The sequence below is a fragment of the Sabulibacter ruber genome, assembly GCF_017355955.1.
Classification (GTDB): domain Bacteria; phylum Bacteroidota; class Bacteroidia; order Cytophagales; family Hymenobacteraceae; genus Nibribacter; species Nibribacter ruber_A.
Genome location: NZ_JAFFID010000001.1, coordinates 1,280,890 through 1,293,568 on the forward strand (window position 1 = coordinate 1,280,890; position 12,679 = coordinate 1,293,568).

At 52.8% G+C, this 12,679-nt stretch carries 7 protein-coding genes; all 7 read right to left on the reverse strand.

The annotated features are described in order from the left end of the window. Positions 1–102 precede the first annotated feature (102 nt). A complete protein-coding gene (locus JT719_RS05270) occupies positions 103–1,512 on the reverse strand; it encodes a porin family protein (protein WP_207431444.1) in 1,410 nt (469 codons plus the stop codon). Continuing rightward, complete coding sequence (locus JT719_RS05275; RefSeq protein ID WP_341350743.1) at positions 1,490–2,056, reverse strand: RNA polymerase sigma factor; 567 nt, start codon at positions 2,054–2,056, stop codon at positions 1,490–1,492. Before JT719_RS05275 ends, JT719_RS05270 begins: the two co-directional genes overlap by 23 nt. Before the next feature lie 234 nt (positions 2,057–2,290). Then, positions 2,291–5,278, reverse strand: a complete 2,988-nt coding sequence (locus JT719_RS05280) for a PAS domain S-box protein (RefSeq protein ID WP_207431446.1) — start codon at positions 5,276–5,278, stop codon at positions 2,291–2,293. 331 nt (positions 5,279–5,609) lie between these two features. After that, positions 5,610–6,917, reverse strand: coding sequence for an amidohydrolase family protein (locus JT719_RS05285; protein WP_207431447.1), 1,308 nt, complete (start codon positions 6,915–6,917; stop codon positions 5,610–5,612). 57 nt (positions 6,918–6,974) lie between these two features. Beyond that, positions 6,975–10,028 (reverse strand): amidohydrolase family protein, encoded by a 3,054-nt coding sequence (locus JT719_RS05290; protein ID WP_207431448.1) that lies wholly within the window; start codon positions 10,026–10,028, stop codon positions 6,975–6,977. Between the two features lie 208 nt (positions 10,029–10,236). Further along, positions 10,237–11,787 carry an amino acid permease gene (locus JT719_RS05295; RefSeq protein WP_207431449.1) on the reverse strand — a complete coding sequence of 517 codons (1,551 nt, stop codon included), beginning with the start codon at positions 11,785–11,787 and terminating at the stop codon, positions 10,237–10,239. 257 nt (positions 11,788–12,044) lie between these two features. Beyond that, positions 12,045–12,677, reverse strand: coding sequence for a hypothetical protein (locus tag JT719_RS05300; protein ID WP_207431450.1), 633 nt, complete (start codon positions 12,675–12,677; stop codon positions 12,045–12,047). Positions 12,678–12,679 lie beyond the last annotated feature (2 nt).

Consider the following 12,679-nt stretch of genomic DNA (forward strand, 5'->3'; position numbering starts at 1 on the left):
TGTTTTGAATGGTTTTTGGGAAAATGGGCTGAAAAAGGAAGGCAATACGGTACAACCCAGCACAGTGCACGTGTGCTGTCACAGAAGGGCGTTATGATTATTCTAAGGCTTTCGCTTGAGGGTATATCCGGCGGAGAAAAATACTCCGGCACTCGTCAGTTTCACTTTTCCGGCCCCTATCCCCGACAGAGGCACTTTCACAAACGGCTCCACTCCCACTGAGAAAACCGGCGAAATAGCCCTGGTATACACCAGAGACACATTCTGCACCTTAAACCAGTGCTGGTTCTCATTCTTTACCTCGTAATGATAAGTGTAGTAGCCATACCCAGACCCCGAGGTATATTCTTCTTTGAGCATGAGGTAAGAAGAAAGCCCCGCCTGCACCGCAAGTGAATTTTTCTGGGAAGCCAGCACCGTGTAGCGCAGGTTCAGGGGGATATCCAACACCTTACAGGTAGCATCAATCTGTGAGTGGTAGGTGTACCCAGAGGAGAAATCATATTCCTCAGGCTGGGCAGAATACACTTTGTTTGCCCATACCACGCCAGACACCAGACTCAGTCTTTTGGTAAGCGGCACCCCAACCAACACTCCCGCGTTCGCACTCATAGAGCCGGGGTCCTTGAATTTCACCGTAGTCAAATCCGGCGCAAAAGCCACCGCTACCTGAACCGAGCTTAAGAAGTGGCTGGTTTTGGGCAGTTCCTGCTTACTATTGCCGGTAGTGCCGGAGTCTTGCTGGGTTACGGTCAATGCTCCGATAGTAGCCTTTTCAAGAGTTTCTGGCAGAGCTAAAGCAGGTAAGGCAAACCTCAACTCTCCTCCTGGTTGAAGCAACGTTTCTTCACGTTCTGGCTCTGACAGCGTGACGGCGCCGGCTGAGCCAGCGTTAGGTTCCCCGACCCGGTCATCCATTTGCTCTCCTTTGGTTACATTCCCTCTATTTGGCGTGCTCTGCAAACTGCTTCCGCCTGAGGCTATGGTCACTTTAACGGCGTTTCTGTTGCTGGTACTTCTCCGGTGATCTGCGGACGTAAACTTGTTATCTCTTTCTGTTCCAGCTGCGACTTCTTTCGTTTCCTCAGGAGTAGCAGAGCCGTTTTGGGGCTTCTTTTCTGGATTTGGGCGCGAAACGGGTTTACCGCCTGCAACCGCTTCTTCTCTTGCTTTAGCAGAACTCAGTGCTTCAACTCCAACCTGGGTGCGTTTCTGGTTACTTGTGTTTGCCTGAGTACTTCTACTCTCTTTTTGCTGAACAGCCATCTGGGCCTGGGCTGGCTGTGTTTTGTTTGAATCTTGGGTTACTTTGGTGACAATCACTAAACCCACCAGGGTAAGCAGCAGCAGGGCCGGGTAGAATCTTCTGAACCATCTGGGGCGCGGCTGCACCTGCTCCAGCTTTTGATCCATGGCCACCCAGGCCTCCGGATCAAAAGGCGGATCGAAGTTGTCTGCTGAGTCCTTGAAAAGGCGGTCCAGCTCTTCGTCAGATATATTGTTCAACTTCATCTACTCTATTTTTTTTTAATACTTCTCTCAAATTAGCCCTGGCCTTTGAAAGATTTGACTTGGAGGTACCCGGTGAAATACCCAGCATCTCGCCTATCTCTTCGTGGGTGTAGCCATCAATGACATATAAGTTGAACACGGTTCTGTACGCGGGGGACAACTGCTGAATTAAACTCATCAAATACTCATAATTCAAATCACTTACCACATCAGCGGTATCGGCCGGAGCCGGGGTGGTTTCCAGGTCTGCCGCGTGGTAATGTTTCAGGTTGTGCCGGAAGTTATCCAGCGCGGTGTTGATCATGATCCGCCGGATCCACCCTTTGAAAGGCTTGGTGCGGTCATACTGCTCCAGGCGGGTGAATACCTTCATGAACCCATCGTTGAGCACCTCCCGGGCTTCCTCGGCGTCTTTGGAGTACCGCACGCAAACACTCATAGCATACCCGTAGAAATGCTGATACAGCTTTCTTTGGGCGTCCCGGTTGTTATCCATGCAACCCTGGAGCATTTCTACCACGCTTTTGCTTTCCGTTCCTGGCACGTATTCCGATTTAGCGTCCCCATCACGGAGGCCCCGAAAAAAGGGTTGCCTCCTGTTGTAAAAATTTAATGATTTTTTTTCACCTATGGGCATTTATGTTCCCGTTTGCTTAAAACAGCCTGAAAACAGAACGGAGTGAAGGTGAAGGAAATCAGGAAGCGGATAGTTGGAGGAGCAGATCAGCCGGGATGGCAGAGGCCGGAAACAAAAAAAGGAGGCTTTCGCCTCCCTTTGCTATTCATTCAGGTTCTTGAGCCAGACCCTGAACGTTGAGCCTTCATTGGGTTTACTTTCTACGGTTACCGTTCCTCCCAGCGCCTCGGCCTGCGTTTTCACCAGGTATAACCCCAGCCCCCTGCCGGATACATGGAAATGGAACCGTTTGTACAGCCCGAACAGGTTTTTGCCCTCTTTTTCCAGATCTATGCCCAAACCGTTATCGGTGACAGAGAGGCATACCATCCCCGTTTCAGGCAGGGCCTCGGCAATAATGGAGAGTTCCAGGGGCTTGTCCGGCGATTTATATTTCACGGCGTTGGTAAGCAGGTTGTTCAAGATACTGCTCACATAGCCCCGGATGGATCTGATTTCATGCACCCCATTCAGGTTCACCGACACTGAGGCAAAACTATCGGTGGGCAATACTTGCAGCGCCTGTTCTACCACGTCTGGCAACACCACCTGCTCGCTGTTTTGCAGGACCCCCGCCTGTAAGCTAAGCATCTCATTCAGGTCGCGGATGATCTGATCCAGATTCTGGGCAGTCTGCCGCAGCCGCGAGGTGATGCCAACCTGCAACTCAGGATTCTCCACCGTGTTCAGCAGATCGGTTAAGCCCAGGATATTGGCCACCGGGGAGCGCAGATTATGCGAGACAATGTACGTGAACTGCTCCAGGTTGCGGTTGCGGCGCAGGAGTTCCTCGGTTAACTGAATGCGCTCCTGCTCTGCTCTTTTCTGTTCCGTGATCACGGTTTCAATCACTATGAACTTCTTCTTTCTGGCATCTTTTTCGTCCAGGATGGGCGTTACGTCCAGCTTTGACCAGTACAACTCACCGTCTTTTCTCCGGTTCTGGACCTCCTGGGTGAAGGGTTTGTCAAAAGAGAGCTTCTTACGGATCTGCTTTATCTTGGAGGAGTTTGTTTCGGGGCCGGCCAGGAGATCGCCGGGGCGGCGGCCTTTCACTTCTGCCAGTGTAAAGCCGGTAATGCGCGTAAAACCATCGTTCACCCACTCAATCCGGCCCAGTTCATCTGTGATGTACACCGAGTTCACCGTTTTGCTGGCTACCCAGGAAAGCTTTTTCAGTTCCTCTTCGGCATTTTTCTTAGAGGTGATTACCTTGAAGAAAACGGAGATCCCGTTTTCTGACGGATACATCCGCACATCCACCCACTCTTCTAAGTGGGCAGAATACTCCTCAAAATTAACAGGCACCTGTGTTTCCAGGGATTTCCGGCAGTTTTCATAGAAAGGAACGAAATCCTCCTCGGGGTAAATCTCCCGGATGTCACGGTTCAACAAATATTCTTTATTTACCAGAAGCACCTTCTCAAACTCCTGGTTCAGATAGGTGACGCGCCACTCCCGGTCAATGGTGATAAAGGCATCCCGGATGCTCTCCAGGGTATTGTTCAGCCGTTGGGCGGTTTCTTCCAGCAGTTGCTGCTGCCGCTTCTGCTGGGTAATGTCTTTGGCAAGCCCGTGCACGCCCACCACCTCGCCGTTCACCAGAATGGGGATCTCGGTGAAGGTGTAATACCGTTCCTGCTGTTTGCCGTCAATGATAGAGGTTTCTGTATAGACCGGCTCGCCGGTTAACACCTGCTTAAACTTCTGCTTATTATGCTCTATGAAGTCTGGATGGGCAAAGTCATTGAAATGCCGGTTCAGGATCTGCTCTTCGGGCAAGCCCACCATTTCAATGGCTTTTTTGTTTAAAGAGGTGAAAAACCCATTAGTGTCTAAAGAATACACTGCGTCTGGGTTGTGGTCAAATAAAGACCGGTAGCGCTGTTCGCTTTTATGGAGTTCTACCTGGGCATAGTACCGCTCTGAGACATCGCGCACGCTCGCCACTATTCCCTGAATGGTGGGGTTGTCCAGGCAATTGGTGAGCACCGCCTCGTACCAACTCCACCCCTGGGGATGCACAGACGGGAAACGGTAGGGTTTGGTGGTGACCGTGCCGCCCTGTAATACCTTTCTGAAATCTGCTTCTACCGCCGCCCGGTCTTCTGGGAAGGTGAAAAAATCAAACGCGTACTTGTTCAATAAGCTTTCTTCAGGCACGCCCATGGTCTCTGACACCGTTGGCCCCAGGTAGGCGTACGTTCCGTCCTGACGCACAATGAAAACGGTGTCTGGCCCGGCTTGCAGCATGGTCTTAAGCTTTTCTTCTGCCATTGCCTTTTGCTGCTCGGCCTCTACCTGTAGGGAAATATCCCTCCCAATACAGTACATCACCTGCCGTTCATGGGAGAACACGGTAGACCAGTCCATGTACACCAGCGAGCCGTTTTTGTGCAGGTACCGGTTGCGGTAGTGGTGGTAAGAGGCGCCTTGCAAGACATTTCTGCCGGCATTGCGAGTTTTCTCCCTGTCTTCAGGGTGCACAATGTTCAGGATGTTCAGGCCCTTTAACTCCTCGGGGGAGTACCCCCATATTCTGGAGCCGGCGGCATTGATCTGGGTGATTTTTCCCTCTGAGTTGATGATACAGATAACATCCAGCGTGTTGTCCATGACCATCTGCAGCTCAGAGAGGGCCATTTCCATTTCTGATTTCCGTAGGCAGATTTCCTGCTTGGCGGCTTTTTCAGGCCTGAGATCACGCATGTGGATGCTGGCTACCATTCTTCCGCAGGGATCTTTGAAGGCGCTGGTGCTCACCTCAACGGGGAAGATAGTGCCATCGGCGTGCTTGCACAGCAGTTCGCCCTTGAAATGGCCGGTTCTTTTGCGCGTCTCCAAACACACCTGCAAACGAGGGTCAGAGAGGTCCATAATGCCGGGTCTGCCTTCTTTCAGCAGGGTGGCTTTATCTTTTCCAATCAGGGCGCACATGGCATTGTTCACGTAAATAACCTGCCCGTCCACGTACGTCAGCAACATGGGTTCCATGCTGTGCTCAATCATGGACTGCCAAAGATTCAATTCGCCGCCCACCGCGTCCTCTGAAATGAAGGTATCCTCTCGCTCGCCTGAACTTGTTTTCACTGTCTGTTTCGCTCAACTTGACGCAATCCTGGTGTGCCTTGACAACAACGCATAAAAGTCATTTCCTTTCTGCTTTGCCCCACAGATTGCTTACACATCTTACAAAGATATCTACTTTAATTTCAAGCTGAAACACTAATTCCATCACCTCAACAGGATTTCAACTACAAATAAGCCTAAACTGATGTACAACTTCTGCTTACCAGAATTTTCAGGAAAAGAATGTCACTTTACAGAGGCTTCTTTTTGGCTTATTTTCTTCAAAACAGGCCGAAAAAAAAGAACCACCTGTTTTCAGGTGGTTCTTCTCATAAGGGTAAAAAAGAGAGTTCTATTGCACTTGCTTCTTCTCAGCCTTGTACTTGCCGTCAAACTTCTCGTACAGGTACTGCTGCTTGTCGGTGAGGTTGAGTTTACGGCCCTGTATGAATGCGTGGCTGATTTTGTTGGTGCGCATGTCCAGGATATCGCCTTCAGACACTACCAAACTGGCGTCTTTGCCTACTTCAACGGAGCCAATCTGCTTGTCTACGCCTAAGATTTTGGCGGCATTCAGGGTCACCGAGGACAAGGCTTGTTCCTTTGGTAAGCCAAAGGCCACCGCTGTACCGGCAATGAACGGCAGGTTACGTGAACCGTGCAAGCTGGCGTCATAGTCCAGGCAGAACAGAATACCGGCTTGCTGCAAGAGGCCCGGCATTTTGTACGGCAGATACACATCATCACCGGAGCGGGTAGGCAGGGCGTGCACGCCGGAGTACACTACCGGAATGTTGTTCTCCTTCAGGAAATCGGCTACCACCAGAGCATCGCCGCCGCCCACGATCACCATGTCCTTCACGCCGGCTTTCTGCGCAAACCGCACCGATTCCACGATCTCTTTGCCGTAGTTTGTGTGGATGAAAAGCTTTTTAGAACCATCAAACAGGCCCACCAAGGAGGCCAGTTTCAGGTTCTCGCGGTCGTGTTTCTGGTCTTTGTACACCCTGGCTTCGGCCAGCAGAGACTCCAGTTCATTAAGACTGCTTTGGCGGGCCTGGCGGCGTTGAGCCATCACGGGCGAGTTGTCACCCGCCTGCACCATGGCTGGCCAGCGTAGATGCACCCCGCCATCGGCTTTCACCAGGGCGTCTTCCCAGTTCCAGGCATCCAGCTGCACCACCGAGGAAGACCCGGAGATCATACCGCCAACGGGTGTTACCTGCGCCATCAGCACCCCGTTGGAGCGCAAGGTGGGCGTGATGTCTGAATCCGTGTTATAAGCCACCACCGAGCGCACATTGGGGTTGAACAAACCCACTTCCTGCTGGTCCAGCGTAGCCCTTACTGACTCAATCTCATTCAACCCGATCTGGCTGTTGGGCAGGATCATGCCCGGATAGATGTGCTTGCCACTCACGTTCACGGTCTCGTAAGACGTGCCACCCGCGTTGAACCCGGAGGCCGGACCCGCATAGGTGATTTTGCCGTCAGTGAACGCCACGGCGGCTTTTTCCACTACCTGGCCGTTGCCCACGTGCAAGGTGGCCCCGGTAAGCAATGTGGCCTTGGTTTGTTTGGCAGCCGGCACCGGAACTTGCGCCCAGGCGGCCGTGGTGCTCACGAACAAAGCCGCCGCGAGCAATAGACGATGTTGCATGTTTTTAGAGGTAAGGGTTACCACAGATTTCTTTACAATTGACATAGCTGGGTCTCCTTATTTTTGGCTGTATTCAGATTCTTGGTAGGTTTCTTCACCCTCGGTGGTCAGGTCTTCGCAGTGCAGTACCTGGGCAACTCCGCGGCGTGAAGGCGCTGCGGTTTGGGTGCGCTCCCCGCGGGCTTTGGCGGCCAGCATTTTGTTGATCAGGCGCAAACGCTCTTTCTCCTGCTCATTCTGCAGTCTCTGGTCTTCTTCCAGATCAAAGTAAGCGATGCCATCCACAAAAGTTTTCTCGGGGCGAGCATAGATTGACAGCGGGTGCTCGTTCCAGATTACCACGTCGGCGTCTTTTCCGGCTTTCAGGCTGCCTACTTTGTCATCCAGGTGCAGCAGTTTGGCTGGGTTCAGGGTCACCATTTTGAGGGCGTCTTCCTCAGAAACTCCGCCATATTTCATGGTTTTGGCGGCTTCCTGGTTCAGGCGGCGGGCCATCTCGGCATCATCTGAGTTGATGGCGGTGGTTACGCCCACGTTGTGCATAATAGCGGCGTTGTACGGAATAGCGTCTTTCACCTCCATTTTGTAGGCCCACCAGTCAGAGAAAGTAGAAGCGCCAATGTTGCGGGCCTTCATCTTATCGGCCACTTTATAGCCTTCCAGAATGTGGGTGAAGGTGTTCACTTTGAAGCCCATCTGGTCGGCCACTTTCATGAGCATGTTGATCTCAGACTGCACGTAAGAGTGGCAGGTGATGAAACGCTCGTCTTTCAGTATCTCAGACAAGGTTTCCAGTTCCAGGTCGCGGCGCGGGGCCGGGGTTTTGGCTTTCGCAGATTTGGACAGTTTGTTGTAGCTGGCCCAGGCTTTCTGGTATTCTTTGGCGCGCTGGAACGCATCTACCATCACCTGCTCCACGCCCATACGGGTCTGCGGGAAACGCACGTTGTACTGCGGTGAGCGGTTAGAGTGCTTCACGTTCTCACCCAGCGCGAATTTGATGAACGGATCTGCCCCCTCAAACAGGAGTTTCTCCGGAGCCTGTCCCCAACGCAATTTGATGATGGCCGACTGCCCTCCGATGGGGTTAGCCGAGCCGTGCAGCAGCTGCGAAGTGGTCACCCCACCGGCCAACTGGCGGTAGATGTTCACCTGCTCGTGGTTCACCACATCGGCCATGCGTACCTCGGCGGTTACGGCCTGGGTACCCTCGTTCACACCATCTAACGCGATGTGCGAGTGCTCGTCAATGATGCCCGGCGTCACGTGTTTGCCGGTTCCGTCAATCACTCTGGCCCCGTTGGCCGACAGGTTTTTACCTACCTGCGCAATTTTGCCGTTTCTCAACAAAACATCGGCGTTCTCCAGTTTGCCTTCTTTCTCGTTAGTCCAGACGGTGGCATTTTTGATAAGCACGGTCTCCGCTTTCGGCAACTCGGTTCTACCGAAGGCGGCAAACGGGAAGGTAAGTTTGCCCATGTCCAGGGCATTGTTGGGGCGGGAACGGGCGGTGTCGCGCTTGGCTTGCTGGGTAGCGGCTTCAGAAAGCAGCGCAGTCCATTTTACGGTTTGGGCATCGGGCAACTGGGCCTCACCCTGGAAACCTTTACCCGTGTACCAGCCGGTTAACCGAATGCTTTCTTTCCCATTTTTAGCAGGTGCAAACGCCATGGTCAGCAGTTCGCCGCTCAGGGAAAGAGAGCCTTTGAGGGTATCCTGGGCTACTACTTTCAGTTCTGGTTTCTCTGGCGTACCGCTGATGAGCATGCGGCGCTCAGGCTGGTTGCCTACTTTGAGGGTGTACACGCCCCGGAAATCGCCGGGCGTCTCGGTGATTTTATAGCCCTGGCCCTGTACCCAGTTTTCCAACAGCAAGGTGGTAGGATCGAACAGGTTACCTGAAGCCACCACGAAGTTGGCTTGCATGCCTTCGCGCAGGCTGCCCACGTATTTGTCGGCTTTCAGCAGCTTGGCGGGGGTGTAGGTCAGGGCTTTCAAAGCCTGCTGCTCGGGCAGACCGTATAGGGTTGCTTTACGCAAATTAGGTAAGAAACGGCTTTTGTCGCGCAGGTCCGCGGAAGTGAACGCGATGGCAACGCCTTCTTTCACCAGCAAGGCGGGGTTGGCCGGAGCCATTTCCCAGTGCTTCATTTCCTCAATGCCCACGCGGCGGGCATCATAAGGATCTTCCACGTTGTAGGCATCGGGGAAGTTCAGGTTGAGGATGTAGGCGGCGTTGGTGGCTTTGATCTGGGGCAACATCTGGTACTCATCGCCCTGGCCTTTGAAGATGTACTGGTACCCGAATTCATCGCCTACCTTGTCGGCGCGAACGGCGTTCAGTTTGTTGCTTACTTCAAAAATCTGGGGCAGGCTGTTGGCCTCGTTGAAGGCTTTCAGGGAGAGGTTCTGCTCTTTGTCAGCGTTTTTGGCGTTCCACTGGGCATCCAGGTACGTCTGGCGCAGCAAGGCAACGGAGCCCATCAATGAGCTGGGGTATTCCTGGGTGGAAGAACCTTTGTCCAAAGACAGCGCGGCGGCGGCTTTGTCCAACAGCACCACCTGGTTTTCGCGCTTATCGGCTAAGGCCACCAGGGAGGCGGTTCCGCGGGCAATTCCGTCCTGGTGGATGGTGAGCACGGCTCCGTAGCCTAGTTTGCGCAGTTCCTCAGCGGCTTTGGCATCAACCTTGAACAGCTCCACGGCGTTGGTCTCGGGCCGGATGGCCTGGTTCCAGTTGAAAGCTCCCTCCTTTTTAGACTCTGCCTGCGGCGGACTGTTGAAGCTGAACGAACGAGCCGGCGGCGTAGGCACACCGTAACTGGTGAACGGATCCACGAAGCCCGGGTACACGGTTTTGCCTTTCAGGTCGGTGACCATGGCGCCCTGGGGAACGGCTACTTTGGTGCCCACGGCCACTACTTTGCCGTCTTTGATGACCAGCGTGGCGTTCTCCAGCTTGGTTTGGTAATCCACGAAAATGGTGGCGTTGGTGAAGGCCCGCAGTCCGGAGCGTTCATCGTACACCCCATTGCGCGGGAAGGTCTCCTGTGCCCGGCTCTGCAGCGACATAGCCGCTACCACCAGCACGGAGAGAAATACTTTTTTCATGAGAGCTTGTGTAAAGGTTTGTTTGTGAGAATGTAGTTGTATGGAACAGGAAAAATAAGGAAAACAAACCCGTAAAAAAAGAACTCCACCAGATATTCTGTTTCTTTAATATTCTGGCAAAAACAGCCCAGAAACACAAACAATTTATCAAACAAAAAGCCCGATCCTGCGCGGACCGGGCTTTTCTATGGAGTGATTTTTACAGCAATTATAGGTTGTTCTCTTTTCTGATCACGCTGTGCTTTTTGCCGTAGGTGAAGTAGATAACAATACCAATGGCCATCCAGCCCAGGAGTCGGTACCAGGTTTCAGCCGGCAGACCAGCCATCATACCCAGACACACCAGAATACCCAGGATTGGCACCAACGGCACCAACGGCGTCTTGAACGGACGCGGACGGTTTGGCTCTTTCACGCGCAGGTACCAAACCCCGGCACACACAATCACGAAGGCCAGCAACGTACCGATAGATACCAGGTGACCCAGTTCATCCACGGAGAAAGCACCAGCCACCACCGCGCAGATAGCACCGGTTAAGATAGTACTCACGTGCGGAGTTTTGAATTTAGGGTGCAGTCTGCCAAATACCGGAGGCAGCAACCCGTCTTTAGACATGGTGTAGAAGATACGCGGCTGAGACATCAGCATCACCAGCATCACGGAAGAAAGACCCGCGATAGCACCAATTTTGATCAGGTCACGCAGGAACGTGTAACCGGTTTTCTCAATACCCACGGCAATCGGCTCGGCTACGTTCAATTGGCTGTAGTGCACCATGGCAGTCAGAATACCAGACACCAAGATGTACAGGATGGTACAGATCACCAGAGATCCCAGGATACCGATAGGCATGTCTCTCTGGGGGTTTTTGGCTTCCTGGGCAGTAGTAGAAACGGCGTCAAACCCGATGTAGGCGAAGAAGATTACCCCAGATGCCCGCACAATACCGCTCCAGCCATACTCGCCAAAACCGCCTTTGTTTTCAGGGATGAAAGGAGTCCAGTTCTCAGCGGCTTCTGCGCTGTGGCCAAACAGGTAATTGGCACCCGCCAGGATAAACAGCAACACCACGCCCACTTTGATCATTACCGCCAGGTTGTTGAATTTGGCAGACTCGCTCATACCAATCACCAACAGGATGGTTACCAACGCGATAGCCACGGTAGCTACCAGGTTGAAGATACCGGTTGCGTGCGGAAGCGTGGCAATATCAATGCCTTGCTCGGCCAGGGAAGAAGTTAATTGCTCGGTAATACGTACCCAGGAATGAGTGTCTGGTAACTGTACCATTTCCACGCCCACGGCATTGCTCCACTGTGGCGGAATGTTGATGCCTAAGTCGCGGAGGAAGGACACCACGTAACCAGACCAACCCACGGCCACCGTAGCCGCCCCGAAGAGATATTCCAGGATCAAGTCCCACCCGATGATCCAGGCCACAAACTCACCCAGGGTGGCGTAGCCGTACGTGTAAGCAGATCCCGCAATTGGAATCATAGAAGCGAATTCAGCGTAGCAAAGACCAGCGAATGCACAGCCAACCCCTGCCAGGATAAACGCCAGCACAATGGCTGGCCCGGTGTACTGCGCCGCAGCACTACCCGTTAACACGAAAATACCAGTACCAATGATAGCCCCTACCCCCAAGGCTACTAGGTTACCCGGACCCAGGGTCCGTTTCAGGTTGTGCGCCCCTTCACTAAAGGCGTCTGCGCTAAGCTTGTCAATTGACTTCCTAGCGAAAAGTTGGTTTGCCATAAAATGCGTAAAAGTTAGGGAATAGTTTGTTTGTTGTTCGCTTTGTAAAAGGCTTGAAGGGGCTAATATAAGTACTTTTCGCTAGAACCCATGCCGCCAAAACATTTTAGGACGGTTTTGGATTGATCTGCTAGCCTAATTGGGCTCTGGTGTTTACAGGCCCCTTTCCTGAAAAGAAGTCAAAAACACGGCCCTTTGTGTGCGGCACTCCTGCCTCGCTTTAAATAATACAGTTTTGAACTCTTCCTTCCTGAAAATCAGGAAGAATGGAAAAGACCGGCCGTGACCAGGCCATGCACGCCAAAACCTCCCTCCAGGTATCCTCCTACCTTCTTCCCTACCTGCACGCCAAACACATTCAGATGTCCTAAGAAACCGGCCTCTAACTGATGCCAGGTTTCGGCGGTTTCTATTGATTTGGTTTCCTCCTGAAACAGTACCAGCCCCAGGGATACTCCGGAGTACAGCCTTGCCCTATGAGAACGCGCCCATGTGAACTGCACCGTAGGCATGAGGGTATAAAACCGGGCTCTTTCTTCCTGGGCTATGGTGCTCTGCACATTTCCCGCCTGATCCCGGGACAACCTATCGGCCACGGCACGAATGTAGGTATAGGAGGCCGCTCCGCCGATGTTCCATTTGGGATGGACCGTTCTGGAGTAAGTCACTAGCACCGGCCCCACCAGGGGCCTGACCCTCGCCTCAACGGGGAACAAGAAAGTAAAGGAATTATCTAACCTGGTGGAGATCTCCTGCAGGGAAAGCGTCACATAGCCAACTTGTAAAAGATTTCTCCTTTCTGGCGGCGCCTCCTGGGCTTTGCTGTTTTGACCGATGAACAGGAAAAAGACACCAAAAACAAGCAGTAGCAGAGGTTTGCGGAGGGTCATGA

Coding starts and splice junctions, on each gene's coding strand:
- JT719_RS05290 (WP_207431448.1), bottom strand. CDS start 10,028: ATGAAAAAAGTATTTCTCTCCGTGCTGGTGGTAGCGGCTATGTCGCTG.
- JT719_RS05295 (WP_207431449.1), bottom strand. CDS start 11,787: ATGGCAAACCAACTTTTCGCTAGGAAGTCAATTGACAAGCTTAGCGCA.
- JT719_RS05300 (WP_207431450.1), bottom strand. CDS start 12,677: ATGACCCTCCGCAAACCTCTGCTACTGCTTGTTTTTGGTGTCTTTTTC.
- JT719_RS05285 (WP_207431447.1), bottom strand. CDS start 6,917: ATGCAACATCGTCTATTGCTCGCGGCGGCTTTGTTCGTGAGCACCACG.
- JT719_RS05270 (WP_207431444.1), bottom strand. CDS start 1,512: ATGAAGTTGAACAATATATCTGACGAAGAGCTGGACCGCCTTTTCAAG.